The sequence below is a fragment of the Streptomyces sp. NPDC001920 genome, assembly GCF_053594495.1.
The window spans coordinates 214,296-238,988 of the sequence record NZ_JBSFEP010000013.1; the positions used below are offsets into that span (position 1 = coordinate 214,296).

General features: G+C 71.3%; 26 protein-coding genes. 11 read left to right on the forward strand and 15 right to left on the reverse strand.

What is annotated here, in order from left to right; all coding sequences use genetic code 11:
• Positions 1 to 170: 170 nt before the first annotated feature.
• The gene (locus tag ACWCPI_RS23535; RefSeq protein WP_451039947.1) at positions 171 to 512 is read right to left on the reverse strand and encodes a hypothetical protein; all 342 of its coding nucleotides are present in this window, start codon (positions 510 to 512) and stop codon (positions 171 to 173) included.
• 187 nt (positions 513 to 699) lie between these two features.
• Between ACWCPI_RS23535 and ACWCPI_RS23540 the strand changes: the two genes are divergently transcribed.
• The gene (locus tag ACWCPI_RS23540; RefSeq protein ID WP_451039948.1) at positions 700 to 1,503 is read left to right on the forward strand and encodes a methyltransferase domain-containing protein; all 804 of its coding nucleotides are present in this window, start codon (positions 700 to 702) and stop codon (positions 1,501 to 1,503) included.
• Between the two features lie 62 nt (positions 1,504 to 1,565).
• On the opposite strand, the gene gatB is transcribed toward ACWCPI_RS23540, so the two are convergent.
• The 5 genes from gatB to ACWCPI_RS23565 form a co-directional block, all read right to left on the reverse strand.
• Positions 1,566 to 3,080 carry an Asp-tRNA(Asn)/Glu-tRNA(Gln) amidotransferase subunit GatB gene (gene gatB / locus ACWCPI_RS23545; RefSeq protein ID WP_388801127.1) on the reverse strand — a complete coding sequence of 505 codons (1,515 nt, stop codon included), beginning with the start codon at positions 3,078 to 3,080 and terminating at the stop codon, positions 1,566 to 1,568.
• A 15-nt stretch (positions 3,081 to 3,095) separates the two neighbouring features.
• Entirely contained in the window at positions 3,096 to 3,338 is a 243-nt protein-coding gene (locus ACWCPI_RS23550) for a hypothetical protein (protein ID WP_451039949.1), read from the reverse strand.
• A complete protein-coding gene (gene gatA, locus ACWCPI_RS23555; protein WP_451039950.1) occupies positions 3,335 to 4,843 on the reverse strand; it encodes an Asp-tRNA(Asn)/Glu-tRNA(Gln) amidotransferase subunit GatA in 1,509 nt (502 codons plus the stop codon). Before gatA ends, ACWCPI_RS23550 begins: the two co-directional genes overlap by 4 nt.
• A gap of 6 nt (positions 4,844 to 4,849) precedes the next feature.
• Complete coding sequence (gene gatC, locus ACWCPI_RS23560) at positions 4,850 to 5,146, reverse strand: Asp-tRNA(Asn)/Glu-tRNA(Gln) amidotransferase subunit GatC (protein WP_019754397.1); 297 nt, start codon at positions 5,144 to 5,146, stop codon at positions 4,850 to 4,852.
• A 159-nt stretch (positions 5,147 to 5,305) separates the two neighbouring features.
• Entirely contained in the window at positions 5,306 to 5,677 is a 372-nt protein-coding gene (locus ACWCPI_RS23565) for a DUF4267 domain-containing protein (RefSeq protein WP_451039951.1), read from the reverse strand.
• Between the two features lie 108 nt (positions 5,678 to 5,785).
• Between ACWCPI_RS23565 and ACWCPI_RS23570 the strand changes: the two genes are divergently transcribed.
• Positions 5,786 to 6,367 carry a TetR/AcrR family transcriptional regulator gene (locus tag ACWCPI_RS23570; protein ID WP_451039952.1) on the forward strand — a complete coding sequence of 194 codons (582 nt, stop codon included), beginning with the start codon at positions 5,786 to 5,788 and terminating at the stop codon, positions 6,365 to 6,367.
• 18 nt (positions 6,368 to 6,385) lie between these two features.
• Here the strand turns inward: ACWCPI_RS23570 and ACWCPI_RS23575 are convergent, their stop codons facing one another.
• The 5 genes from ACWCPI_RS23575 to ACWCPI_RS23595 form a co-directional block, all read right to left on the reverse strand.
• Positions 6,386 to 8,620 carry a putative bifunctional diguanylate cyclase/phosphodiesterase gene (locus ACWCPI_RS23575; RefSeq protein WP_451039953.1) on the reverse strand — a complete coding sequence of 745 codons (2,235 nt, stop codon included), beginning with the start codon at positions 8,618 to 8,620 and terminating at the stop codon, positions 6,386 to 6,388.
• 262 nt (positions 8,621 to 8,882) lie between these two features.
• Positions 8,883 to 11,078, reverse strand: a complete 2,196-nt coding sequence (gene ligA / locus ACWCPI_RS23580; RefSeq protein WP_451039954.1) for an NAD-dependent DNA ligase LigA — start codon at positions 11,076 to 11,078, stop codon at positions 8,883 to 8,885.
• Positions 11,079 to 11,093: 15 nt separating this feature from the next.
• Complete coding sequence (locus ACWCPI_RS23585; RefSeq protein WP_451039955.1) at positions 11,094 to 12,101, reverse strand: methionine synthase; 1,008 nt, start codon at positions 12,099 to 12,101, stop codon at positions 11,094 to 11,096.
• Positions 12,102 to 12,151: 50 nt separating this feature from the next.
• Positions 12,152 to 12,841, reverse strand: coding sequence for an SDR family oxidoreductase (locus tag ACWCPI_RS23590; protein ID WP_451039956.1), 690 nt, complete (start codon positions 12,839 to 12,841; stop codon positions 12,152 to 12,154).
• Between the two features lie 16 nt (positions 12,842 to 12,857).
• Entirely contained in the window at positions 12,858 to 13,433 is a 576-nt protein-coding gene (locus ACWCPI_RS23595; RefSeq protein ID WP_451039957.1) for an LOG family protein, read from the reverse strand.
• Positions 13,434 to 13,483: 50 nt separating this feature from the next.
• Here ACWCPI_RS23595 and ACWCPI_RS23600 point away from each other — a divergent pair, with 50 nt between their 5' ends.
• Complete coding sequence (locus ACWCPI_RS23600) at positions 13,484 to 13,807, forward strand: DUF427 domain-containing protein (protein WP_451039958.1); 324 nt, start codon at positions 13,484 to 13,486, stop codon at positions 13,805 to 13,807.
• Positions 13,808 to 13,844: 37 nt separating this feature from the next.
• Positions 13,845 to 14,627 carry an alpha/beta fold hydrolase gene (locus tag ACWCPI_RS23605; RefSeq protein WP_451039959.1) on the forward strand — a complete coding sequence of 261 codons (783 nt, stop codon included), beginning with the start codon at positions 13,845 to 13,847 and terminating at the stop codon, positions 14,625 to 14,627.
• A gap of 106 nt (positions 14,628 to 14,733) precedes the next feature.
• Here ACWCPI_RS23605 and ACWCPI_RS23610 read toward each other — a convergent pair whose 3' ends face one another.
• From ACWCPI_RS23610 to ACWCPI_RS23625, 4 genes are read right to left on the reverse strand one after another with little or no spacing between them, the layout of a single operon-like run.
• On the reverse strand, positions 14,734 to 15,747 hold the full coding sequence (locus tag ACWCPI_RS23610) for a carbohydrate kinase family protein (RefSeq protein WP_451039960.1): 1,014 nt from the start codon (positions 15,745 to 15,747) through the stop codon (positions 14,734 to 14,736).
• Position 15,748: 1 nt separating this feature from the next.
• Complete coding sequence (gene metK / locus ACWCPI_RS23615; RefSeq protein ID WP_451039961.1) at positions 15,749 to 16,951, reverse strand: methionine adenosyltransferase; 1,203 nt, start codon at positions 16,949 to 16,951, stop codon at positions 15,749 to 15,751.
• A 43-nt stretch (positions 16,952 to 16,994) separates the two neighbouring features.
• Entirely contained in the window at positions 16,995 to 17,858 is an 864-nt protein-coding gene (locus ACWCPI_RS23620; protein ID WP_451039962.1) for an SAM-dependent methyltransferase, read from the reverse strand.
• Entirely contained in the window at positions 17,855 to 19,087 is a 1,233-nt protein-coding gene (locus tag ACWCPI_RS23625) for an FAD-dependent oxidoreductase (protein WP_451039963.1), read from the reverse strand. Before ACWCPI_RS23625 ends, ACWCPI_RS23620 begins: the two co-directional genes overlap by 4 nt.
• Positions 19,088 to 19,498: 411 nt before the next feature.
• On the opposite strand from ACWCPI_RS23625, the gene ACWCPI_RS23630 reads away from it, so the two are divergent.
• Genes ACWCPI_RS23630 through ACWCPI_RS23660 form a run of 7 tightly spaced genes read left to right on the forward strand, consistent with a single transcriptional unit; the run spans position 19,499 to position 24,691 of the window.
• Entirely contained in the window at positions 19,499 to 19,861 is a 363-nt protein-coding gene (locus ACWCPI_RS23630; protein ID WP_388801166.1) for a SchA/CurD-like domain-containing protein, read from the forward strand.
• A complete protein-coding gene (locus ACWCPI_RS23635; protein ID WP_451039964.1) occupies positions 19,858 to 20,616 on the forward strand; it encodes an SDR family oxidoreductase in 759 nt (252 codons plus the stop codon). Before ACWCPI_RS23630 ends, ACWCPI_RS23635 begins: the two co-directional genes overlap by 4 nt.
• Positions 20,613 to 21,011 (forward strand): antibiotic biosynthesis monooxygenase family protein, encoded by a 399-nt coding sequence (locus ACWCPI_RS23640; protein ID WP_451039965.1) that lies wholly within the window; start codon positions 20,613 to 20,615, stop codon positions 21,009 to 21,011. The genes ACWCPI_RS23635 and ACWCPI_RS23640 overlap by 4 nt, the downstream gene beginning before the upstream one ends.
• Positions 21,008 to 21,259 (forward strand): phosphopantetheine-binding protein, encoded by a 252-nt coding sequence (locus ACWCPI_RS23645; RefSeq protein WP_451039966.1) that lies wholly within the window; start codon positions 21,008 to 21,010, stop codon positions 21,257 to 21,259. The genes ACWCPI_RS23640 and ACWCPI_RS23645 overlap by 4 nt, the downstream gene beginning before the upstream one ends.
• 20 nt (positions 21,260 to 21,279) lie before the next feature.
• On the forward strand, positions 21,280 to 22,164 hold the full coding sequence (locus ACWCPI_RS23650; protein WP_451039967.1) for a cupin domain-containing protein: 885 nt from the start codon (positions 21,280 to 21,282) through the stop codon (positions 22,162 to 22,164).
• Positions 22,161 to 23,447, forward strand: coding sequence for a beta-ketoacyl-[acyl-carrier-protein] synthase family protein (locus tag ACWCPI_RS23655; RefSeq protein ID WP_451039968.1), 1,287 nt, complete (start codon positions 22,161 to 22,163; stop codon positions 23,445 to 23,447). The genes ACWCPI_RS23650 and ACWCPI_RS23655 overlap by 4 nt, the downstream gene beginning before the upstream one ends.
• Complete coding sequence (locus tag ACWCPI_RS23660) at positions 23,444 to 24,691, forward strand: beta-ketoacyl synthase N-terminal-like domain-containing protein (RefSeq protein WP_451039969.1); 1,248 nt, start codon at positions 23,444 to 23,446, stop codon at positions 24,689 to 24,691. The genes ACWCPI_RS23655 and ACWCPI_RS23660 overlap by 4 nt, the downstream gene beginning before the upstream one ends.
• The last annotated feature ends 2 nt before the right edge of the window (positions 24,692 to 24,693 follow it).

Genomic DNA, 24,693 nt, shown 5'->3' on the forward strand with positions numbered 1-24,693 from the left:
ACAGTCGTCCATGAAGTGAACAGCCCGCAAAGAACGCTTGAGCGATGTGAAGCAAACTCTCGCAGGCGAAAATGATCGTTTGCCGCGTTCGTGGGGTTATTCACACAAGTGGGAGGCAGATCACAGGACAGTCACGGCCGCTCTGTCGTGCGGGAGTGACGCCTTTCACATCAGTCGAACTGGTCCCCCAGCGCCATCACCATCACCCCGGCGATCAGCAGCCACAGCGCCCGCCGGGTCCGCCCCCGATGGCCGAGGGCGGCGGCGAGCGCGCAGACGGCGGCGCCGAAGGCGTAGGCGGCCGGGACGAGGGCCGGGGCGGAACCGGTGATGCGCAGCGCCGCGGCGGCCAGCCCGGCGAGGGCCAGAAGCGCCCCGGTCCCGGCAGCCGTCCAACGGGCCCGCCGCGCCTCGTGCGCCGGGTCCTCGTCGTCCTCCAGGGCCTCCGCGTCGCCCAGGTCGGACTGCTCCTCCACAGTCTCGGCTATTTCGGAATCACCGCGTCCACTCATGGCGGGCGAGCGTAGCGCGTCGCGCCGGAAAACCGGAGGCGGGGCGGTGGCGCCGGCTGCTAGCTTCCGAAGGTCGGCCGTCCCGCGGCACATCGCCGCCGACCTGGGCAGGTGCATTGTTTGAGCGTCCGATCGAGCTCCGACGTACCCCTTTCCGCTTCACCGGACTCAAGGAGCCCGTTCACCGATGCCGGACATCACCCCGAGGACCTCGAGTGAGGACCTCCACAAGCGGCTGACCCACGCCTGCTACCCGCGCAGCAACGGCTACGACCCCCGCTGGGTCATCGAGAACGAGATGGGCCCGAACGCGCTGTGGCTGCTGGAGTGGCTGGCCCCCGCGCTCGGCCTGGACGCCCTGCGCCCCGGCGCTCGCGTCCTCGACCTGGGCTGCGGCCGGGCGATGACGTCGATCTTCCTGGCCAGGGAGTACGACGTCCAGGTCACCGCCGCCGATCTGTGGATCAAGCCCGACGACAACGCCGGGCGCATCGCCGAGGCCGGGTTCGCCGACCGCGTGCTGCCCGTGCACGCCGAGGCGCACGACCTGCCGTTCGCCGAGGGCAGCTTCGATGCGATCGTGAGCATCGACGCCTACCACTACTTCGGCACGAACGATCTCTATCTGCCCACGCTCACCCGGCTGCTGAAGCCCGGCGGGCGGATCGGTGTCGTCGTTCCCGCACTCCGGGAGGAGCCGGCGGGCACCGAGCCGCCGGAGCACCTCGAGCCGTGGTGGGAGCCCGACTTCTGGTCCTTCCACTCCGCCGGGTGGTGGCGGCGCCACTGGACCCGCAGCGCAGCCGTCGAGGTCGAGGCCGCCGACTGGCTGGAGGACGGCTGGCGGGACTGGCTGCTGTGGTGCGAGGTGGTCGCCGAGGAGAGCCCCGAGGAGTTCCACCGCACGATGGCCCGCCGGAACGGCGACCTGGTGCGGGCGGACGAGGGCCGCGCGCTGGGCTTCGTACGACTCGTGGGACGCCGTTACTGAGAACGAGCCGAGGGGGACACACCGGTCGCGGTGTGTCCCCCTCGCTGGTGAAAGGGCGGGCCTCAGCCCTCGCTGACGCCCAGCTTCTGAAGGATCAGCTCCTTGACGCGGGCCGCGTCCGCCTGACCACGAGTGGCCTTCATGACCGCGCCGACCAGGGCGCCGGCCGCGGCCACCTTGCCGCCGCGGATCTTGTCGGCGATGGCCGGGTTGCCGGCGATGGCCTCCTCGACGGCGGCGGTGAGCGCGCCCTCGTCGGAGACGACCTTCAGACCGCGCTTGTCGACGACCTCGTCCGGGGTGCCCTCGCCCGCGAGGACGCCCTCGATGACCTGGCGGGCCAGCTTGTCGTTCAGGTCACCCTTCGAGACCAGCTCGGTGACCCGGGCGACCTGCGCCGGAGTGATCGCCAGCTCGTCGAGCGCCTTGCCCGACTCGTTGGCGCTGCGGGCCAGTTCGCCCATCCACCACTTGCGGGCGGAGGCCGCGTCGGCACCGGCGTCGATCGTGGCGACGATCAGGTCCAGGGCACCGGCGTTGAGGATCGCCTGCATGTCGACGGCAGAGATGCCCCACTCCGCGAGGAGCCGGGTACGGCGGGCCAGCGGCAGCTCGGGCAGGGCCGCCCGGATCTCCTCGACCCACTCGCGCGAGGGGGCCACCGGCACCAGGTCCGGCTCGGGGAAGTACCGGTAGTCCTCGGCCTCCTCCTTCACCCGGCCCGAGGTCGTGGACCCGGTGTCCTCGTGGAAGTGGCGGGTCTCCTGGACGATCGTGCCGCCGGACGACAGCACCGCCGCATGGCGCTGGATCTCGTAACGGCAGGCCCGCTCCACGGAACGCAGCGAGTTGACGTTCTTCGTCTCGGAGCGCGTGCCGAACTTCTCGGTGCCGTTCGGGCGCAGCGACAGGTTCACGTCGCAGCGCATCTGGCCCATCTCCATGCGGGCCTCGGAGACGCCGAGCGACCTGATGAGCTCGCGCAGCTCACGGACGTACGCCTTCGCCACCTCGGGGGCGCGCTCGCCCGCGCCCACGATCGGCTTGGTGACGATCTCGATGAGCGGGATGCCGGCGCGGTTGTAGTCCAGCAGGGAGTGGGACGCGCCGTGGATACGGCCGGTGGCGCCGCCGACGTGCGTCGACTTGCCGGTGTCCTCCTCCATGTGGGCGCGCTCGATCTCCACGCGGAAGGTCTCGCCGTCCTCCAGCTGGACGTCGAGGTAACCGTTGAAGGCGATCGGCTCGTCGTACTGGGAGGTCTGGAAGTTCTTCGGCATGTCCGGATAGAAGTAGTTCTTCCGGGCGAAGCGGCACCACTCGGCGATCTCGCAGTTCAGCGCGAGACCGATCTTGATCGCGGACTCGACGCCGGTCGCGTTGACGACCGGGAGCGCGCCGGGCAGGCCGAGGCAGACGGGGCAGGTCTGGGTGTTGGCGTCCTGCCCGAGGGCGGTCGAACAGCCGCAGAACATCTTGGTCTTGGTGCCGAGTTCGACATGGACCTCAAGGCCCATGACGGGGTCGTACGACGCCAGCGCGTCCTCGTACGACACCAGGTCGGTCGTGGTGGTCACGGTGAAACTTCCCTCTCAGCCCAGCAGGACGTCGTCGTCGCCCAGCCGCTTCAGCTCGCGGTAGAGGATGGCGAGGCCGGTGACGATGGCGGTGGCGGACACTGCGGCGTCGATCAGGCGCAGCGTGTCGCTCTCCAGGCGGGCCTTCTTGGCCTGCTTGACGACGTTGACCGCACCGAACGCGGTGGTGGCCATGGACAGGTACAGGCCGGACTTGGACTTCTTGAAGCCCTTGGCCTTGGACATTGCCTTACTCACAGCGACGGAGCCTCCTCGATCAGCGGGTGACCCCACTTTTCCACGAAGGCCGCCTCGACGGCCGCCCCGACCTTGTACAGGCGGTCGTCCTTCATCGCCGGGGCGATGATCTGCAGGCCGACCGGGAGGTTGTCCTCCGGTGCCAGACCGCAGGGCAGCGACATGGCCGCGTTGCCCGCGAGGTTCGTCGGGATGGTGCACAGGTCGGCGAGGTACATCGCCATCGGGTCGTCGGCACGCTCGCCGATCGCGAAGGCGGTGGTCGGCGTCGTCGGGGAGACGATCACGTCGACCTGCTCGAAGGCCTTCTCGAAGTCGCGCGTGATGAGCGTGCGGACCTTCTGGGCGCTGCCGTAGTACGCGTCGTAGTAGCCGGAGCTCAGGGCGTACGTGCCGAGCATGATGCGGCGCTTCACCTCCGGGCCGAAGCCCGCCTCACGGGTGAGCGAGGTGACCTCCTCGGCGGAGTGCGTGCCGTCGTCGCCGGTCCGCAGGCCGTAGCGCAGGCCGTCGAAGCGGGCGAGGTTGGAGGAGCACTCGGAGGGGGCGATCAGGTAGTACGCCGACAGCGCGAGGTCGAAGGACGGGCAGTCCAGCTCGACGATCTCGGCGCCGAGTTCCTTCAGCAGCTCGACGGACTCGTCGAACCGCTGGATGACTCCGGCCTGGTAGCCCTCGCCGCGGAACTGCTTGACGACGCCGACGCGCATGCCCTGGACGCTGCCGTTGCGGGCGGCCTCGACGACCGGCGGGACCGGGGCGTCGATGGAGGTCGAGTCCAGCGGGTCGTGCCCGGCGATGACCTCGTGGAGCAGGGCCGCGTCCAGGACCGTACGGGCGCAGGGCCCGCCCTGGTCGAGGGAGGAGGAGAAGGCGACCATGCCGTAGCGGGACACGGCCCCGTACGTCGGCTTGACGCCGACCGTGCCGGTGACGGCGGCCGGCTGGCGGATGGAGCCGCCGGTGTCGGTGCCGATGGCGAGGGGCGCCTGGAAGGAGGCGAGCGCGGCGGAGGAGCCACCGCCCGAACCACCGGGGATCTTGGTGAGGTCCCAGGGGTTGCCGGTCGGCCCGTAGGCGCTGTTCTCGGTCGAGGACCCCATGGCGAACTCGTCCATGTTGGTCTTGCCGAGGATGACGACGTCAGCGGCCTTGAGCTTCTTGGTGAGGGTGGCGTCGTACGGCGGGATCCACCCTTCGAGGATCTTCGAGCCGACGGTCGTGGGGATGCCCTCGGTGGTGAAGATGTCCTTGAGCGCGAGGGGGACACCGGCCAGCGGACCGAGCTTCTCCCCCTTGGCCCGCTTCTCGTCGACGGCGCGGGCCTGCGCGAGGGCACCCTCTCGGTCGACGTGCAGGAAGGCGTGCACCTTCTCGTCGACGGCCTCGATGCGGGCCAGGTGGGCCTCGGTGACCTCGACCGCGGTGAGCTCGCCGGAGGCGATCTTCTCGGCGGTCTCGGCGGCGGTGAGCTTGATGCAGTATTCGATGTTCTTGGCCGTCATGGCTTCTTAGTCCTCCCCCAGGATCTGCGGCACCTTGAAACGCTGCTGCTCCTGGGCCGGGGCGCCGGAGAGCGCCTGCTCGGGGGTGAGCGAGGGACGGACCTCGTCCTCGCGCATGACGTTCGTCAGCGGGAGCGGGTGCGAGGTCGGCGGTACGTCTTGGTCGGCGACCTCGCTGACGCGGGCGACCGCGCCGATGATGTCGTCGAGCTGGCCTGCGAAGTGGTCGAGCTCTTCGGGCTTCAGCTCCAGACGCGCCAGCCGGGCGAGGTGGGCGACCTCCTCGCGCGTGATGCCAGGCATGCAGCGATCCTCTGGGTGAGTGTGTGTGGTTTGGCGCAATCCTATGGGGCGGGGACCGATGCGCGTGAAACGGTTTCGCCCCGCCCGGCGGTGCGGCATCCAGCGGTACGTCCCCCGGCGGCCGACACTCGTCGCTCGCCGCCCGGCGGATCCGCCGGCTCAGACGGTGAACAGCAGCGCCGCGCTGATCAGCACGACGACGGCCGTGGCGAAGTGGACCCCGAACGCCACCGCCTTCTTCCCGCCGTGGCGCAGCACGATCACGGTGTCGCACAGCGGGATCACCGCCACGCAGAGCATGAACCACGCTTCGGCCTCGGCACCGGCGAACGCCAGCAGCGCCAGGCCCAGCAGCCCCAGGGTGCCGTCGCGCAGCCCCTTGACCGTGAGGTACGCGGAGGCGTCGCCGTCGGGATCGGCCGGGACGCCGTAGCCGGCGGCGGAGGGGCGGGGCTGAAGGAGGAAGCGGGCCCCGATGTACAGGACGAACAGGTTGAGCACGACGGCCAGGGTGTACGCGGTCACGGTCATGGCGGGTCTCCTCGTCGGTGGCCGGGGCGGTGTCGCTAGCAGTGCTAGCGACAAGAGCGAAGCTAGCAGAGCAATGACAGATTGGCTAGCGCTGCTAGGATGACGGTCATGTCCATCCAGACGCGCCGGGAGCGCGAACGAGCGGAGCGCGAGCGGCTGATCGTCAGGGCCGCGCAGGAGCTGGCGGAGGCGGAGGGCTGGGAAGCGGTCACCACACGCCGCCTGGCCGCGGAGATCGAGTACAGCCAGCCCGTCCTCTACAGCCACTTCAAGGGCAAGGACGCGATCATGGCGGCGGTGGCCGTGCAGGGCTGCGCCGAGATGGCCGCCGAGTTGCGTACGGCGCGCGCGGCGGCGAACGGCAGGCGCGCAGCGCTCGCGGCGGTGGGCGAGGCCTACACGGCGTTCGCGCGGCGCCGACCGGCGTTGTACGACGCGATGTTCACCCACCGGGTGGACCTGCCGTTCGCCACGCCGGAGGCACCGGCGCCGCTGCAGGAAGCCTTCGGTGAGCTACGGCGAGCCGTGGAGCCGATCGCGCGGGAGGGTGAGGACCTGGGTCTGCTGACGGAGACCTACTGGGCGGGTCTGCACGGCCTGGTGACGCTGATGCGCAGCGGACGGCTGCCGGAGGGGGCGCACGAACGGCGACTGGAGCTGCTGACGGGGCACTTCACCGCGGGAACGTAGGGCGGCGGGGTGGACGGGTCACTCGGCGGCCGGCAACGCGGCCCGGGGGCGCTGCCATCCGCGCGACCCCCGCGCCCGCAGCCAGGCCGTCGTCTCCTCCGCGGGCATCGCCGCCGCGACCAGCCAGCCCTGGACGGCGTCGCAGCCGAGGTCCCGCAGCCGCTCCCACGTCTCGTCGTCCTCGACACCTTCGGCGACCACGAGCAGGCCGAGGGAGTGCGCCAGATCCACGGTGCAGCGCACGATCTCCGCGTCCTCGTTGTCCACCGCGAGCCGGGCCACGAACGAGCGGTCGATCTTCAGCTCGCTCACGGGCAGCCGTCTCAGGTGCACGAGCGAGGAGTACCCGGTGCCGAAGTCGTCCAGCGACATCTTCACGCCGTGACCGGTCAGACCGGCGAGGGTGTCCGCGGCACGCTGCGGGTCCTCCAGGAGGACGTGTTCCGTTATCTCCAGCTGGAGCGCCCCCGCGGGGACTCCGTGCCGGGCGAGCCGCGCCGCGACCGAGCCCGCGAATCCGGGTGTGTGGACGTCACGCGGGGAGACGTTGACCGCGACCGGCACGTACAGGCCCTGGGAGCGCCACTGCGCCACCTGCCCGAGCGCCGTCTCCAGCACGTACTCGGTCAGATGCGGCATCAGGCCCGACGACTCGGCGATCGCTATGAACTCGTCCGGCGGCACCTTCCCGCGCTCGGGGTGCACCCAGCGGACCAGCGCCTCCAGGCCGGCTACCTGTCCGTCGAAGCGGACCTTCGGCTGGTAGTGCAGGTCGACCTCGTGCGCGTCGAGGGCGCGGCGCAGATCGCCCAGCAGACCCAGGCGGTCCGGGGTGTTCGAGTCCCGCTTCGATTCGTAGACCTCCACGCCCGTACGGTCCCGCTTCGCCTGGTACATCGCGACGTCGGCCCGCCGGAGCAGCCCCTCGGCGTCGAGGGCGTGGTCGGGGAAGACGGCGACGCCGGCGCTGGCTTCCAGGACCAGGGTGAGGCCGTCGAGGTCGAGCGGGGAGCTGAGGGCCGCGACGAGACCACGGGCGACCCGGGTGGCGGACGTCGTGGAGTCGGCGACCGGCAGTAAGACGGCGAACTCGTCGCCACCGAGCCGCGCGGCCTCCGCTCCGCGCGGCAGTGCGAGTCGCAGCCGGTCGGCGATCTGCAGAAGCAACCGGTCACCGGCGAGATGGCCGAGCGTGTCATTGACCGATCGGAAACGGTCGAGGTCGATCAGCATCAGGGCGGACCGGGCGCCGATGCGCTCGGCGTCGTCGAGCGCGGTCCAGATGCGCTCCAGCAGCCACTGCCGGTTGGGCAGCCCGGTCAGCGGGTCGCGCAGCTGCTCCTCCGCCCGGGCCCGGGCTATCCACAGCGTGGAGTCGAGGGCGATGAGCGGGATGGCGAACAGGGGCAGCAGAAGGGGCTTGGCGGTGGCCACCACGCACACCAGCGGTGCGATGCCGAGCAGTGCGACGGCGACGAGGCCCTGTCTGACCAGCGCGGTACGGGCGACGGTGGGCAGACCGCCGCGCGGGGCGTGCAGATACCAGATCAGGACTCGGGTGACCGCGAGGTAGGCGGCGGCGACCAGCACCACCCCGGGGAGGGTGTAGAGGGTCCAGGTGTCCGGGTCCCAGGGGTTCTCGACCGTCGGGACACGTCCGAAGGCGGCCAGCACGAGGGCACCGGCGGCGATGCCGAGGATGTCCACGGACCCGTGCAGCACGCCCTGTCGCCAGCGGCCCCGGCGGGCGGCCCCGACCAGGACGACGACGGTGAGGCTGACCATGCCGGCGGGCACCCAGCCGTACAGCATGAGCACGGCGAGGGTGAGGGCGGCGCCGGAGCCGGTGCCGCCCCACCAGCGGGCGCGCCCGAGGGCGACGAGGTGGCCGACGATGATGCCGGTCAGCACGGCCAGGGACCAGCCGACGGTGCCGGACGGGAAGAGGGCTTGGTCGCCGGTGAACGCCCGGTAGAACCCCGCGCCGAGAACGAACCCGGCGGCCGCGACGACCGCCGCGGGCAGCGCGGGCCAGGACAGGTGCCGGTCGTGGTCGGAGCCCGCCAGTGCGTCGGCGCGCTCGGCGTCGCGCTGCACGGCGACGGTGTGCGTCTCCGCCACGGTGCGCCGCCCCGCCCTCCCCGCGCCACTTTCCACCCGCGAACGCTCCGCGGTGCGCGCCGCGCGCCCCCGCCACACGCCCGTCATCCGGCGCAGCCGTGAGTGCGGGGCGGCGCTATCGGTCGGTTCCATTCCCGTCCCTCTCACAACCGGCGGTGCCCACGCCACGCGGCCCGATGCCCGACGACAACCCTCAACGGCACCGCGATGGAAAACCCTTCCCCCGCCCCCGAGGAGCAAGGGGGATGCCCCGACCGCAGCTGGGCACGGCAGGCGCACCCCTCAACAGTAGGCCGCAGAACGCTTCCACGGGCAGCGGTCGTCGACGGTTGCCCGAATGCGCCCCAGCCACCCGTATGCATCTGGTATGCGCCGATCAGGGCGAGTTCAACCGCTACTGCTCCGTCGGCAGTGCGACTTCGGCCGCCGCTTCGGGTCCCTGTTCCAGCAGGACCCCGAAACCGTCCTCGTTCAGAACAGGCACCTTGAGCTGCATGGCCTTGTCGTATTTGGACCCAGGACTGTCACCGACGACCACAAAGGAGGTCTTCTTCGAAACCGAACCGGTCACCTTCGCCCCGCGACTTTGCAGTGCCTCCTTGGCGCCGTCACGGGTGAAGTTCTCCAGCGTGCCGGTGACGACGACGGTAAGCCCTTCCAGCGGACGGGGCCCTTCGTCCTCTCCGGTGGACTGTTCCTCCAGCGGGACTCCGGCGGCCTTCCACTTGCGGACGATCTCGCGGTGCCACTCCTCGGCGAACCATTCCTTGAGCGCGGCCGCGATGATGGGGCCGACACCGCTGGTCCCCGCCAACTCCTCTTCCGTGGCCTGCTCGATGCGGTCCACCGAGCGGAACTCCCGCGCGAGGGCCTGCGCCGCCACCGGTCCGACGTGCCGGATGGACAGGCCGTTGAGGAACCGGGCCAGCGGACGCTGCTTCGCCGCCTCGATGTTCGCCAGCAGGGCGAGGGTGTTCTTCTTCGGCTCGCCCTTCTGGTTGGCGAAGACCGTGACGACCTTCTCCTCGCCGGTCTTGGGGTCCCGCTTCGGCAGGCCGCTGTCCGGATCGAGGACATAGGCCCTGATCGGCAGCAGCTTCTCGACCGTCAGGTCGAACAGGTCGCCCTCGTCGACCAGCGGCGGGTCGGCCGGCTCCAGCGGACGGGTGAGCGCGGCGGCGGCCACGTCACCGAAGTGCTCGATGTCCAGGCACTCGCGGCCGGCGAGGTAGGAGACCCGCTCCCGCAACTGGGCCGGGCAGGTACGGGCGTTGGGGCACCGGAGGTCGATGTCGCCCTCCTTCATGGGCCTGAGCGGTGTACCGCATTCGGGGCACTCGCCCGGCATCACGAACTCCCGCTCGCTGCCGTCACGCAGGTCGACGACCGGGCCGAGGATCTCCGGGATGACGTCCCCGGCCTTGCGGATGACCACGGTGTCTCCGATGAGCACGCCCTTGGCCTTGACGACCTCCTGGTTGTGCAGGGTCGCGAACTCGACCTCACTGCCCGCGACGGTGACCGGCTCGACCTGGGCGTACGGGGTGACCCGGCCGGTGCGCCCGACGCCGACCTTGATGTCGACGAGCTTGGTGTTGACCTCCTCCGGCGCGTACTTGTACGCGATCGCCCAGCGCGGCGCGCGCGCGGTGGAGCCGAGGCGGCCCTGCAGGCGGATCTCGTCGAGCTTGACGACGACTCCGTCGATCTCGTGCTCGACGGAGTGGCGGTTCTCGCCGTAGTGGGCGATGAACTCCCGTACGCCGCCGAGGTCGTCGACCACCCGGTTGTGCCGCGAGGTGGGCAGGCCCCAGGTCTTGAGGAGGTCGTAGGCCTGGGAGAGGCGGGTCATGCCCGTGAAGCCCTCCAGGGCGCCGATGCCGTGGACGACCATGTGCAGCGGGCGGGTGGCGGTGACCCGCGGGTCCTTCTGGCGCAGCGAACCGGCGGCGGCGTTACGGGGGTTGGCGAAGGGCTTGTCGCCCGCGGCGACCAGTCGCTCGTTGAGGTCGAGGAACTTCTCCATCGGGAAGTAGACCTCGCCGCGGATCTCCACCAGGTCGGGGACGTCGTCGCCTGTGAGCCGGTCCGGGATCTCCGCGATGGTCCGGACGTTCGGGGTGATGTCCTCGCCGGTGCGGCCGTCACCCCGGGTCGCGGCGCGGGTGAGCCGGCCGTTGACGTACGTGAGGTTGACGGCGAGGCCGTCGACCTTCAGCTCGCACAGGAAGTGGTACTCCTGCTCGCCCAGTTCCCGCGCGATGCGGTCGGCCCAGGCGGCGAGTTCGTCGTCGTTGAAGGTGTTGTCGAGCGAGAGCATCCGCTGGCGGTGCTCGACGGCCGTGAACTCCGTCTCGTAGGACCCGGCGACCTTCTGGGTCGGGGAGTCCGGCGTGCGCAGCTCCGGGTGCTTCTCCTCCAGGGCCTCCAGCGTCTTCAGCAGTTTGTCGAAGTCCGCGTCGCTGATGACCGGCGCGTCCTTCACGTAGTACCGGAAGCGGTGCTCCTCGACCTGCTCCGCCAGCTTCGCGTGCTCTTCGCGGGCCTCGGCTGGCACCGCCGTCGTCTCCGCCTGCTTGTCGCCGGCCACCGTGTTGTCCTCCCGTTACTCTGGGTTGTCCGCGAGGGATCTCGCCGCCCGGGCGCAGTGGGCGAGGGCCCGGCGCGCGTACTGCGGGGAGGCCCCCGCGAGTCCGCACGACGGCGTGATGGTGACCGCCTCCGCGAGAAGCCCCGGTGACAGCCCCAGCCTGCGCCACAGCGTCCTGACACCCATGACGCTACCGGCAGGGTCCGACAACGGGCCGTCCGTGCCGGGGACGACACCGGCGAAGAGCCGGGTCCCCGCTTCCACCGCCTCACCGATCGCTTCGTCGTCACGCTCGGTGAGCAGGGAGAAGTCGAAGGAGATCGCCGCCGCGCCCGCCCGGCGCAGCAGGGCGAACGGGACGTCCGGTGCGCACGAGTGCACCACGACGGGGCCGTCTCCGTGAACCCCGACGACGTCGCGGAGCGTGGCCTCGACGATCTGCCGGTCCACCGCCCGGTGGGTCCGGTACCCGCTGGCGGTCCTCACCTGGCCGCGCAGCACGGCGACGAGGGAGGGTTCGTCGAGCTGGAGGACGACCCGGGCGCCGGGGACGCGGCGCCGGATCTCCTCCAGGTGCAGTCGCAGCCCCTCGGCGAGCGAGGCGGCGAGGTCGCGGCAGGCGCCCGGGTCGGACAGCGCGGCCTCGCCGTTCTTCAGCTCCAGCGCGGCGGCCAGGGTCCAGGGGCCCACGGCCTGGACCTTCAACAGCCCCTGGTGGCCCTGGGTGAATTCCTCCAGCGCGTCCAGGTCCTCCCCCAGCCACGACCGGGCCCGCTTGGTGTCCCGTCCCGGCCGGTCCCCGATCCGCCAGCCGCTGGGCTCCACGCGCGCGTACAGCTCGACGAGCATCCCGGCGGTCCGCCCGATCATGTCCGCGCCGGGACCACGGGCGGGCAGCTCGGCGAGGAAGGGGAAGTCGTCGAAGGATCCGGTGGCGGCCTTGGCGGCCTCGCGGGCGTCGCCGCCGGGCAGGGAACCGATCCCGGTGGCGGGGGCGAAGGTGAACGGACTGTTTTCACTCACCCGGGCAGCCTATGCAACCCCGCCCGCGAGCCTTCAACCGTGCGGCCGCGTCAGCGCCCCGGCCGCACCGTCAGGTCGTTGACCTCCGCGTCCCTCGGCAGGTCCAGGGCCATCAGGATCGCCGTCGCCACCGACTCGGGGTCGATCCACTTCGACGGGTCGTACTCCTTGCCCTCCTGCTGGTGCACCTTGGCCTGCATGGGGCTGGCCGTCCGGCCGGGGTAGACCGTGGTCACCCTGACGCCGTTGCCGTGCTCCTCGTGGCGCAGGGAGTCGGCCAGGGCCTTCAGGCCGTGCTTGGAGGCGGCGTACGCGGACCAGTCGGCGTGGGCGTTGAGGCCGGCGCCCGAGTTCACGAAGACCACGTGACCGCGGGCGGCGCGCAGTTGCGGCAGGAAGTGGCGGGTCAGCTCGGCCGGGGAGATCAGGTTGACGTTGAGCTGGTGGCGCCAGGACTTGGGGGTCAGGTCGCCCACCGGGCCCAGGTCGACGACGCCGGCGATGTGCAGCAGGGAGTCCACCCGGTCCGGCAACGTCTGGTGGGAGAAGGCCCAGGACAGCTTGTCCGGATCCGCCAGGTCGCCCACCAGCGTCTTCGCGCCGGGGAACTGGGCAGCCAGCTCCTTCGCGCGGCCCGCGTCGCGTGCGTGGAGGACGAGATCGTCCCCGCGCTCGTGCAGACGGCGGGCGACGGCCGCGCCGATGCCGGAGCCCGCTCCGGTGATCACATGAGTAGCCATGACCGCCATGCTCGCATCAGTGCGGGCCCACTCCGCTCCCTGGCCCCGCGGCGGTGGCCGCCGAGGTCACAGCCTCCAGGTACGCGAGCGCGTCCACCGGTTCCTCCGCGAAGAACACCAGGTCCGCCAGTGGGCGGGGCAGGAAGCCCTCGTCCTCCATGCGGCGGAACTGCTCCTTCAGGCCGTCGTAGAAGCCGGCGGTGTTCAGCAGGACGACGGGCTTGTCCGCGCGGCCGTGCTTCTTCAGCTCCAGGATCTCGGTCGCCTCGTCGAGCGTGCCCGTGCCACCGACCATGATCACCACCGCGTCGGCCTTCTCCAGCAGCAGCTTCTTGCGCTCGGCGAGGTCCTTGGCGATCACCATCTCGTCGACGCCGGGGCGGACCTTGGAGGCCAGGAACTCGACGGAGACCCCCGCGAGCCGGCCGCCCGCCTCCTGCACCCCGTCCGCGACGACCTTCATCAGTCCGACGTCGGAGCCGCCCCACACGAGCGTGTGGCCGCCCTTGCCCAGCAGTTCCGCGAACTCGCGCGCGGGACGCGTGTAACGGTCGTCGAGGTCGGCGGCGGAGAGGAAGACGCAGATTCGCATGCAGCCACCGTACGCGGGAAGAACCGGCGGCCCGTGAACGCTTCCCGGACATGACTCACGGACACACGATCACGGTCGAGCGGGGCACGCGGAGCGTACGGGTCGTCCACGGCGGCCAGGTCCTCGCGCAGACCGACCGACCGCTCGTCCTGCGGGAGACGGGCTGCCCCGTGCGGTACTACATCCCGCCCGAGGACGTACGGCTCGACCTGCTCATCCCCTCCGACACCCACACCTACTGCCCGTTCAAGGGAACGGCCTCCTACTGGTCGCTGCCGGACGCGGCCGACCTCGTCTGGGCGTACCCGGACCCGAAGCCGGACGTCGCCGCGATCAAGGACCACCTCTGCTTCTACGAAGTCGAAGTGTCGTAGGCGATTAGTTCCGTGCCGTACGGCAATCTGCACAGACATGGACAAGAAGACCATTTCGGCCGACGGCACCTCCCTCGCCTACGAGAGCACCGGCGCGGGTCCCGCGGTGATCCTCGTCAGCGGCGCGATGTCCACCGGGGGCACCGTGGCGCCCCTGGCCGTGCCTTTGTCGCGGCACTTCCGCGTCGTCGCCTACGACCGGCGAGGGCGAGGCGAGAGCGGTGACACGGCGCCGTACGCGGTGCAGCGGGAGGTCGAGGACCTCGCCGCGCTGATCGAGGCGGTGGGCGGCGAGGCGGCGCTGTGCGGCGTCTCGTCGGGCGGCGCCCTGGCGCTGGAGGCGGCGGCTAGCGGGCTGCCGGTGCGTCAGGTGGCGGTGTACGAGGTGCCGTTCGGAGACTTCCTGGAAGACGGCGCCGCCCTGTACGCCGAGTACAGGGCGAACCTGACCGACGCGCTCGCGCAGGGCAGGCTGGGGGACGCCGTCGAACTGTTCCTGCGGCTCACGGGCATGGCCGAGCAGACCATCCAAGGCGCCCGCCAGTCCCCCCTGTGGGCCGGTATGGAGGCGATCGCGCCGAGCCTGGCGTACGACGACGCCGTGATGGGCGACGGCCTGGTGCCCCGGTCACGGCTGGCCTCGATCAGCGTGCCGGTGCTGGCCGTCGCGGGCGGCGCGAGCCCCTCCTGGATGCGGGAGGCGAACCGGACGATCGCGGACGGCGTGCCCGAGGGGACGTACCGCAGCCTGGAGGGGCAGACCCACATGGTGGAGCCGGACGTCCTCGGGCCGGTGCTGGCGGAGTTCTTCGGGGCGTGACCGATCGCGGGCACGCGCCTGTGCCACGCGGGCGCGCACGCGCGTCGCCGTCTCGGAACGGCAGGCGCCCGGCCGTTTGTGTCGGCCGGCGCACCCGACTGCCCCGTCACGCCGACCTGCGTTCGCTCATCGGGGGACGTCCCACGTGGCGCAGGTCCCGCGCGAGCCCTTGCGCCGCCCGCTGGCCGTAGGCGCAGGACAGGGTGGTGAGCAGGGGCCGTGCCGACAGCTCGTACTCCTGCGACCCGACGCTGCCCAGCACCGTGGCCGCGAGGACGCAGCCCAGCCGGGCGGCGGTGACCGGGGAACGGCCCCAGCCGCAGGCCGCGAGGAACCCGGCGCGAAAGGCGTCTCCCACGCCGGTGGGATCCACCACCTCCACCTTGGGCACGGCGGGAACCGTGATGCCGTGCCCGTCGGCGGTGTCGATGCGGACCCCGTCCGCCCCGAGGGTGGTGACCCAGGCACCGACCCGGGCGAGCACCTCCTTGTCGCACCACCCTGTGCGTTCGAGGAGGAGGGCGGCCTCGTCCTCGTTGGTGAACAGCCATCGAGCGCCGTCCACGAGTGCGCGCACCTCGGCGCCCGTGAGCCGGGCGAGTTGCTGCGAGGGGTCCGCGGCGAAGGGAAGGCCCAGTTCCCGGCACTGCTCGGTGTGCAGCCGCATGGCGTCCGGGTCGTCGGGAGCGACGACCACGCAACCGATCCCCTCTCGCGCCGTCAGGATCCGCCGGAGGTCGATCTGCCGTGCTTCCGACATCGCGCCGGGATAGAAGGAGGCGATCTGGTTGGCGTCCTGGTCGGTCATGCGGACGAGGCGGGCCGTGCGCTGCCGGTCCGACACGCGCACCGCGGAGGTGTCGACGCCGTTGCTCCTCAGCCAGACGTCGTAGTCGGCGAAGTCGTCGCCCACCGAGCCGACCAGCAGGGGGTCCAGACCGAGCAGGCCGAGGGCGAAGGCGATGTTGGCGGCGACCCCGCCGCGGCGCACCTGGAGACTGTCCACGAGGAACGACAGCGACAGCGCGTGCAGCCGGTCGGGGATGAGCAGGTCCGGGATGCGTCCGGGAAAGACCATCAGGTGGTCGGAGGCGATGGATCCGGTGACGGCGATGCGCATGTCACCGTCCTGTCGCGGCGTGCAGCGCGCCGATCCGGTCGGTCCGTTCCCAGGTGAAGTCCGGGAGTTCGCGCCCGAAGTGGCCGTAGGCGGCGGTCTCGGCGTAGATGGGCCGCAGGAGGTCCAGATCACGGATGATCGCGGCCGGCCGCAGGTCGAAGGTGTCGCGGATGGCCTTCTCGATCACCTCCTGCCCGACGACGGCGGTACCGAAGGTCTCGACGAAGAGGCCGACCGGCTCGGCCTTGCCGATCGCGTAGGCGACCTGGATCTCGCAGCGGCGGGCGAGGCCGGCGGCGACGACGTTCTTGGCCACCCAGCGCATCGCGTACGCGGCCGAGCGGTCGACCTTGGACGGGTCCTTGCCGGAGAAGGCACCGCCGCCGTGGCGGGCCATGCCCCCGTAGGTGTCGATGATGATCTTCCGGCCCGTCAGTCCGGCGTCTCCCATGGGGCCGCCGATCTCGAACCTCCCGGTGGGGTTCACCAGGAGGCGGTAGTCCTCCGCCTCCAGCTTGATGCCCTCCTGGGCCAGCAGGGACAGAACGTGCTCCACCACGTGCACGCGGATGTCGGGAGAGAGCGTGTCGAGCTCGACATCGGCGGCGTGCTGCGAGGAGACCACCACGGTGTCGAGACGGAACGGACGGCTCCCCCGGTACTCGATGGTGACCTGGGTCTTTCCGTCGGGACGCAGACCCGGCACGACTCCGCTGCGGCGGACCTCGGCCAGCCGGCGGGCCAGCCGGTGGGCGAGGCTGACCGGCAGGGGCATGAGTTCCGGGGTCTCGTCGGTGGCGTACCCGAACATCAGCCCCTGGTCCCCGGCCCCCTGCTGCGCCGGCTCGTCGTTCCCGGCCGTCCGTGTCTCGTAGGCGTTGTCGACGCCCCGGGCGATGTCCGGGGACTGGGACCCGATGGACACGGACACGCCGCACGAAGCGCCGTCGAAGCCCTTCGCCGAATGGTCGTATCCGATCTCCAGGATCTTCTTCCGGGCGAGGGCCGCGATGTCGACCCGAGCGCGCGTCGACACCTCACCGGCCACATGGACCTGGCCCGTGGTGATCAGGGTCTCCACCGCGACCCGTGCGGAGGGATCCTGGGCGAGCAGGGCGTCCACGACGCTGTCACTGATCTGATCGGCGATCTTGTCCGGATGTCCCTCGGTCACGGACTCCGAGGTGAACAGACGGCTGGCCATGATGCTCCAAAGGAATCGGGACGAGTGGGGAGGGCGCTGCCGCTCACGCGCGGCCGGGGGCGGCGGAATCCGCCGGCGCGCTTCTGACCGCCTCGGCCAACCACATCCGGGCGCTGCCGACACGCTCCGGGTCGGTCAGCTCCGGCACGGGCCGGCCGTGACGGGCGGCGAGTTCGGTCTGCGGCACGACCGTCGCCGTCCAGCCGTGCGCGCCGAGCCATGCGCACGGGTCCTCGACCGTGGAACGCCACGCGGCCCCGACCCTGCGCAGCCGCTCGTGCACGGCCTTCATCTGCGGCAGTTCGGTGTACGCCTGGTTGATGTGCTCGACCGCCAGCCTGCTGCCCGGGGCGGAGAGCATGCCGATGCGGTCGAGGAGACGGTCGTTGTCCGCCGGGTCGAGGTACATCATCAGGCCCTCGACCAGCCAGGCGGTCGGCTGCCCGGGGTCGAAGCCGGCGGCGAGCAGGGCGGCCGGCCAGTCCTCGCGCAGGTCGGCTCGTACGGTCCTGCGCTCGCAGGACGGTACGGCCTCGCGCACCCCCAGTACCGCCTCCTTGAAGGCCAGCAGCCCGGGCAGGTCGATCTCGAAGAGCCGGAACCCGGCCGGCCACCGGAGCCGGAAGGCCCGGGTGTCCAGGCCGGCCGCCACCAGGACCGCCTGGCGGCAGCCGGCCTGTGCGGCGGCCTGGAACCAGTCGTCGAAGAAGCGGGTGCGCAGGACGAAGTGGCCCTGGTTGAGGCGGCCCGCCTCGGCGACCTGGATCCATCCGACGGCGTCGACGAAGGACTGGGCGTAGGGGTCGGTGAACAGCCGGTCGGGCCGGGCGTCCTCGGTCGCCCGGGCCTGCGCGACGATGACGGCGGTCCGGCTGACTCCGCTGGTGGGGCGGGCTTCGGTGGTCATGAGTGGATGTCCCTGTCGAGGTCGGTGTCCATGGTGAGTTGGTAGGTCTTGCGGTACACCAGCCGGTCGAAGGCCACCTTCATGAAGGCGTCGCGAAGCAGGCACACGACCGGGTTCTGCCAGCGGCTGAGCACTCCGTTGGCGCGGGAGCGGCGGGCGACGCGCGCCACACGGTCGCTGCGCCGCCGCTCGTACGCGGCGAGAGCGGCGGACACGGCGTCGGCGGACGCGGCGGACGGGCCGTCCGCGAGGGCGGCGGACAGGCACTGGGCGAGGACGACCGCACCCTCCATCGCCTGGTTGGCGCCCTGGCCGAGGTTGAAGGTCATCGGCTGTGCGGCGTCTCCGACCAGCGTGACCCGGTGCGTGCTCCACCGCGGTACCGGGTCGCGGTCGAAGATGTCCACGGGGAGGATCTCCGGTTCCGCGGTGGCCTCGATCAACGCGGGTATGGGGTGGGGCCAGTGCCCGAACTCCCGCAGCAGTGCCTCGCGGACGCCGAGGCCGAGGGAGGCGGCCGTGTGGCCGAGGCGGCGGCCGATACGGTCGTTGAGGACGCCGTCCCAGTAGACGCACTCGTCGTCGAGGCGGTAGTAGACGAACCAGCTGCCCTCTCCGAAGGTGTTGACGAACACCCCGGGCGGAACCTGCTCCGACGGCAGTCGGACGATTCCCTGACATGCCGTCATGCCCGCGTAACGGGGCGGTGGTTCGTACGGCATCAGGGCCTTGCGCACCGTCGAACGCAGCCCGTCGGCCCCGATGAGCAGCGGGCCGCGGACCGTGCGGCCGTCCTCGAACCGCAACGTCACCCCGTCGGGCTCCTCGGTGAAGTCCGTGCACCGCGCGCCGAGCACCAGGTCGTCGCCGGCCAGGTCGCTGAGCAGGCCGTGCAGGGCGGGCCGGCTCACCGTGTAGGCGGGCGCGCCGTGGCGGCGGGTGCCGTTCTCGATGGACCAGTCGGCGAGAGCGCCACTGCGCCGGGACCGGAACCGGTACCGGCGCAGCTCCTCCCCGATGGTGTCCAGGTGTTTGTCCAGGCCGACGGCGCGCAGCGCGAGTACCGCGTTGTGCCAGACGACCAGGCCGTTGCCCGAGGCCGCGGAGCGCAGCGCCGGTGATCGTTCGTACGCCTTCGCCGGGATGCCCGCGGACCGCAGGGCCAGCACGGTGGTGAGCCCGGCGATTCCGCCGCCCAGGACGATGACCTCGTCGCGGTGGTCGGCCATCGCATCTCCTCTGGTGGGTTCGGCAGTGGACGCAGCCGTGCGGACGTCCGTGAGCAGGGCTGCGGCAGGAGTGGTCACGCGCAAGCAGTACGGCGCGGCGGAGAGAGAAGGACGGCTGGGGGAAGGCCGTGCCGTCGCCGCGCCGCACTGTCCAAGGACGCTAGGGCGACGCCTCGGCCGCCGTCTTCCCGCGCGGGGACGAACCGGGCGACGGCCGCCGGGAGGAGGTGCCCGCCGCGCGGAGGAGAGGACCGGTGCCGGAGGGGGAGTGCTCCTCCGTCGTGGGGAGGCCGAATCTCGCCCGGCCGCCGGAAGACCCGGACGCGACCCGAACGGCAGTCTGGCGGAGGCCGGTTGAGCCGGCCGTCGGACCGTCCGGTCTCCCTGTCATCTCGTGAGGAGAGAAATCCGATGGAACGTTACGCCATCAGCTTCCGGGTCAAACCGGGCACCGAGGCGATCGTCAAGGACCTGCTCGCCACCTACTCCCCGCCCGAGTGGGTCACGCCCGACGGGACGCGACTGCTCGGCACCTCGATCTTCATGAAGGACGGCTTGGTCGTCCGCATGATGGAGATCGACGGGAGCCTCCCCCGGGTGATGGCGCACCTGGCCAGGCAGCCCGCCATCCAGGAGCTGGAGCGCAAGCTGGACGAGTACCTGGTCGAGCCGCGCGACATGAGTTCACCCGCCGGAGCGAGGGCCTTCTTCCAGAAGGCGATGATGGAGCACGTCACCACCCGGGTCGCCGTCTTCGAGGAGCAGGAGGCGTGAGCGCCGCCCCGCGGACCCTCCTGGTCACCGGCGCGACCGGCCGGCTGGGCGAGGCCACGGTGCGGTGCCTCGCGGACCGCGGTGACCGGCTCCTGCTGACCGGCCGCGACGGTGGCCGACTCGCCGAGCTGGCCGCCGCCTTCGGTGGCCGCGGAACGGTCAGGACCCTGTCCGCCGACACCGCGGAGCCGGACGGCGCCCAGTACGCGGCGGCCGAGGCGGTGCGCGAGTTCGGCCACCTGGACGGCCTGGTGCATCTCGTGGGCGGCTTCGCGGTGGGACCGGTCATGCTCACCGACGTCACCTCGTACGAGGACCTGATGAAGTCCAACTTCCTGTCGGCGGTGGTCGCCACGCAGGCGGTCCTCCCCCATCTGCGGGAGGGCGGCCGACTGGTCTACTTCGGCACCCCGCTGGCCGATGAACCGCTCGCCGCGATGTCCTCCTACGCCGCGAGCAAGGCCGCCCTGACCGCCTGGGTGCGCTCGCTGGCCCACGAGGTCAAGAACCGCGGGATCCACGCCAACCTGATCTCGCTGACCCTCGTGGAGACCCCCGAGATGCGCAAGGAGATGCCGCACGTCGACCCCGGGCTCACGGTGGAGGCCGAACTGGTCGGCCGTGCCGTCCGGTTCCTCACCGGCGCCGAGTCCGACGGGATGTACGGCAGCGTCATGCCGGTCGTCGGCAAGTTCGGCTTCAGCTCCGCGCTGGCGGGCGGTCCGCCGCCGGGTGCCGCAAGGCCGGCCCGGTGAGCCCGCCGCGGGCCCGGGTGGTCTTCCTGATCCGCGTACCCGAGGCACGGCGACAGGAGTTCCTGGACGCCTACGAGAAGATCCGGTTCGAGGTCGCCGCGGGAGTCCCCGGCCATGTCGAGGACCAGGTGTGCCGGTCGGCCACCGATCCGGAGCAGTGGCTGATCACCAGCGAGTGGCGTGATCTCACCGACTTCGAGACCTGGGAGCAGTCCCAGGAGCACCGCGATCTGGTGAAGCCCATGCGCGACTGCTTCACGGAAGCCCGCTCGCTGCGCTTCCACATTCACGCGTCGACCACGTCCGCCGTCCCGACGGCACCGGCGAGGACGACACCTTCGACCGCTTCCACCGCATCGTCGGCCGGTACGGCCGGTGAAGGAGAAGAGACATGAGTGCCACGGGCACCGTACACAGTCAGCTGACCGACATGCTCACCTCGGTCGGTCTCGACCCGGACCTGGGTGAGGCCGCGTTCGACAAGACCTTCGAGGCGCTCGACCTGGACTCGCTGGCCCGTGTCGAGCTGGCCAGCCGGATCAAGAGCCGGTACGGCATCGACATCGAGGAGGAGATCACCCCCGAGAGCACGCCCGCGGACGTCGAGCGGATGGTCAGCGCCCGGCTTTCCGCCGCCGCTTGAGGACGGGAGACACGTACGCCATGTTCGGGCACACCGACAACTTCATCGACATAGAAGCCCCGTTCGGCTTCGTCTGGGACCGGACGAACGACCTGCGCCGCTGGCCGGAGCTGTTCTCCGAGTACGCGAGCATCGACATCCTGGACGAGACGCCCACCTCGGCCACCTTCCGGCTGACCATGCACCCGGACGAGCAGGACCGGGTGTGGTCCTGGGTGTCCGAGCGCCACTGGGACAAGGACGCACGGGTGGTCAGGGCGCGCCGGGTGGAGACCGGACCGTTCGAGTTCATGAACATCACCTGGACCTACGAGGAACTTGGTCCGGACACCACCAGGATGCGCTGGGTGCAGGACTTCCACATGCGGCCCGAGGCCCCGGTGGACACGGCGGCGATGACCGAGCGCATCAACCGCAACTCGGCGGTGCAGATGCAACTGATCAAGCAGCGTGTGGAGCACGCCCGCCGCTGTGTGGTGGGGATGGACGACGTGCCGTCCAACACCCGGCGCGGCGGCGATCTGCGCACCCTGCTGGCGCCCCCGAACGCGGGGACGTCCGCGGGCTTTTGCGGAGCGGTCCGGCTGGAGCCCGGCGAGGGCGTCTCGGAGCACTACCACCCGTACTCGGAGGAGTACCTGTTCGTCGCCCGCGGCGCACTCCGTGTCGACCTGGACGGCGAGCCGGTGGCGGTCGGGGCGGAACAGGCACTGCACATCCCGCGCAACGTCCGGCACCGGCTGACCAACACGGGCGACGAGCAGGCCCTGGTGGTCTTCCAGATCGGGCCGCTCGCTCCCGAGCCGCACCTCGGGCACGTGGACACCGAGCCGTACCCCGGGGAGACGGCTCCCGCCGCGGACGGCGACCGCTCCGCGGCCCTGACCGGTCCGGGCGCCACGTGAGGGCCGGCGAGCGGCGCCGCAGGGCCGTCGTCACCGGCATCGGGGTGATCGCACCCGGCGGAGTGGGACGGGAGGAGTTCTGGGACCGGGTCGTCAGCGGCAAGTCGGCGATCCGGACGATCACCTCCTTCGACCCGAGCCCGTTCCGGTCGCGGATCGCCGCCGAGTGCGATTTCGACCCGGCCGAACGCGGGCTCACGCCGAGGGAGATCCGCCGCACCGACCGGTTCGCGCAGTTCGCGCTCGCCTCGGCCGCGGAGGCGGTCGAGGACAGCGGGCTCGACCTCGGGGTTGCGGACACGGAACGGGTGGGGGTCTGCCTCGGGTCGGCCGTCGGCGCCTCGATCACCCTGGAGGAGGAGTACGTCGTCGTCAGCGACCACGGCCGGGAGTGGGAGGTCGATCCGCGGCACGCCATGCCCTTCCTCTACCAGGCCCTGGTGCCGTCCAGCGCCGCGACCGAGCTCGCCGTGCGGTTCGGAGCACGCGGGCCGGCGACGGTGGTGTCCACCGGATGCACCTCCGGCATCGATGCCGTCGGGCACGCTCTGAGGCTGATCGAGGACGGCGAGGCCGATGTGATGATCGCCGGCGCCTCCGACGCCCCGATCACGCCGATCACCGTGGCCTGCTTCGACGCCATCCGGGCCACCAGCCCGATGAACGACACGCCCGAACTCGCGTCGAGACCCTTCGACGCGGACCGCAAGGGCTTCGTGCTCGGCGAGGGGTGCGCGGTGCTGATCGTGGAGGAGTACGAGCACGCCAGGGCCCGCGGGGCGCGGATCTACTGCGAGGTCGCCGGCTACGCGGCACGGGCCAACGGATTCCATATGACGGGGCTGCGCCCGGACGGGGTCGAGCTGGGCGAAGCGGTCAGGGACGTCATGGCCCAGGCACGGCTGAACTGCGAGGACCTCGGGTACATCAGCGCGCACGGCTCCGGCACCAAGCAGAACGACCGGCACGAGACGGCCGCCTACCGGTACGCCCTCGGCGACGCCGTCCGGCGGGTGCCGATCAGCTCCATCAAGTCGGTGATCGGCCACTCGCTCGGGGCCATCGGCTCGATCGAGATGGCGGCGTGCGCGCTGGCCATCGACCGGGGCGTGGTACCGCCCACGGCCAACCTCACCACCCCCGACCCCGAATGCGACCTGGACTACACGCCGTTGACCGCACGCGAGACGCGCGTCGACCACGCGCTGTCGGTGGGCAGCGGCTTCGGCGGTTTCCAGTCCGCGATGGTGTTCTCCAAGAACGTGAAGGACGGTGCGGCATGAGCGTACGGCGCAGCGTCATCACCGGGATCGGTGTGGTCGCGCCCACCGGTGTCGGCGTCACCGAGCACTGGAAGCGCACCCTGGAGCGGGTCTGCCGGATCGGTCCCATCGAGGAGTTCGACACCTCGAAGCTGCCCTCGCGCCTGGCGGGCCGGGTCACCGGTTTCGACGAGAGCGAGCACGTCGAGCGCAAGCTGCGGGTGCAGACCGACCGGTGGACCTGGATGGCCCTGGCCGCCGGCCGGCTGGCCTTCGAGGACGCGGACCTGGATCCGCACCGGCACGACCCCTTCGACCTGTCCGTGGTGACGGCCAGCGCCTCCGGCGGGAATGCCTTCGGCCAGCGGGAGATCCACAACCTCTGGAGCCAGGGGCCGGACACGGTCACGGCGTACCAGTCGATCGGCTGGTTCTACGCGGCGAGCAGCGGTCAGCTCTCCATCCGCGACCAGCTCAAGGGCGCCTGCGGGGTGCTCGTCGCGGACGCCGCGGGCGGGCTGGACGCCCTGGCCCAGGCGCGGCGGCTGATCACGCGGGGTACGGGAGCGGTCCTGGTCGGTGGGACCGAGGCACCGCTGTCGCCGTATGCCATGGCCTGCCAGGCGGGCCGGGCGACGCTCAGCCGGGAGACGGAACCGGCCTCGGCCTACCGGCCGTTCGCGCCGGACAGCCCCGGGCATGTGCCGGGCGAGGGCGGCGCCATGGTCGTGGTGGAGGACGCCGAGTGGGCCGCCCGCAGGGGCGCGCCGGCCGCGTACGCCGAGGTGCTCGGTACGGCGTCGACGCACGACGCGCACCATCCGACCGAACCAGCACCGGACCACCGTCAGCTGGCGCGGGCGATCCGCGAGGCGGTCGAGCGGTCCGGGCTGGCACCGGAGGGGATCGACGTGGTCTTCGCCGACGGCGCCGGCGATCCGATGCTCGACCGGCGGGAGGCGGATGCCCTGGTGGAGGTCTTCGGCAGGCGGGGGGTGCCGGTGGCGGTGCCCAAGACGGCCACCGGCAGGCTGTGTTCGGGGGGTGCCGCCCTGGACCTGTCGTGGGCGGCACTCGCCCTGGCGCACGACACCGTCCCGCCGTCGGTGCATCTGACGGCGGGCCCCGGCGACGACCTGGACCTGGTCACCACCGCACGGGAGAACGCCGGTCTGCGCACCGCGCTGGTGGTGGCCAGGGGCGAGGGCGGCTTCAACTCCGCCGCGGTCCTGGGCCTGCCGGAGAGCGGCCGGCGAGCGGTCTGACC

Bases quoted from the DNA above. Each gene is read 5' to 3' on its own strand.
- ACWCPI_RS23535 (WP_451039947.1), bottom strand. From the start codon at position 512: ATGAGTGGACGCGGTGATTCCGAAATAGCCGAGACTGTGGAGGAGCAG.
- ACWCPI_RS23540 (WP_451039948.1), top strand. From the start codon at position 700: ATGCCGGACATCACCCCGAGGACCTCGAGTGAGGACCTCCACAAGCGG.
- gatA (WP_451039950.1), bottom strand. From the start codon at position 4,843: ATGACGGCCAAGAACATCGAATACTGCATCAAGCTCACCGCCGCCGAG.
- gatC (WP_019754397.1), bottom strand. From the start codon at position 5,146: ATGCCTGGCATCACGCGCGAGGAGGTCGCCCACCTCGCCCGGCTGGCG.
- ACWCPI_RS23565 (WP_451039951.1), bottom strand. From the start codon at position 5,677: ATGACCGTGACCGCGTACACCCTGGCCGTCGTGCTCAACCTGTTCGTC.
- ACWCPI_RS23570 (WP_451039952.1), top strand. From the start codon at position 5,786: ATGTCCATCCAGACGCGCCGGGAGCGCGAACGAGCGGAGCGCGAGCGG.
- ACWCPI_RS23575 (WP_451039953.1), bottom strand. From the start codon at position 8,620: ATGGAACCGACCGATAGCGCCGCCCCGCACTCACGGCTGCGCCGGATG.
- ACWCPI_RS23590 (WP_451039956.1), bottom strand. From the start codon at position 12,841: ATGGCTACTCATGTGATCACCGGAGCGGGCTCCGGCATCGGCGCGGCC.
- ACWCPI_RS23595 (WP_451039957.1), bottom strand. From the start codon at position 13,433: ATGCGAATCTGCGTCTTCCTCTCCGCCGCCGACCTCGACGACCGTTAC.
- ACWCPI_RS23600 (WP_451039958.1), top strand. From the start codon at position 13,484: ATGACTCACGGACACACGATCACGGTCGAGCGGGGCACGCGGAGCGTA.
- ACWCPI_RS23605 (WP_451039959.1), top strand. From the start codon at position 13,845: ATGGACAAGAAGACCATTTCGGCCGACGGCACCTCCCTCGCCTACGAG.
- ACWCPI_RS23610 (WP_451039960.1), bottom strand. From the start codon at position 15,747: ATGCGCATCGCCGTCACCGGATCCATCGCCTCCGACCACCTGATGGTC.
- metK (WP_451039961.1), bottom strand. From the start codon at position 16,951: ATGGCCAGCCGTCTGTTCACCTCGGAGTCCGTGACCGAGGGACATCCG.
- ACWCPI_RS23620 (WP_451039962.1), bottom strand. From the start codon at position 17,858: ATGACCACCGAAGCCCGCCCCACCAGCGGAGTCAGCCGGACCGCCGTC.
- ACWCPI_RS23625 (WP_451039963.1), bottom strand. From the start codon at position 19,087: ATGGCCGACCACCGCGACGAGGTCATCGTCCTGGGCGGCGGAATCGCC.
- ACWCPI_RS23630 (WP_388801166.1), top strand. From the start codon at position 19,499: ATGGAACGTTACGCCATCAGCTTCCGGGTCAAACCGGGCACCGAGGCG.
- ACWCPI_RS23645 (WP_451039966.1), top strand. From the start codon at position 21,008: ATGAGTGCCACGGGCACCGTACACAGTCAGCTGACCGACATGCTCACC.
- ACWCPI_RS23650 (WP_451039967.1), top strand. From the start codon at position 21,280: ATGTTCGGGCACACCGACAACTTCATCGACATAGAAGCCCCGTTCGGC.
- ACWCPI_RS23660 (WP_451039969.1), top strand. From the start codon at position 23,444: ATGAGCGTACGGCGCAGCGTCATCACCGGGATCGGTGTGGTCGCGCCC.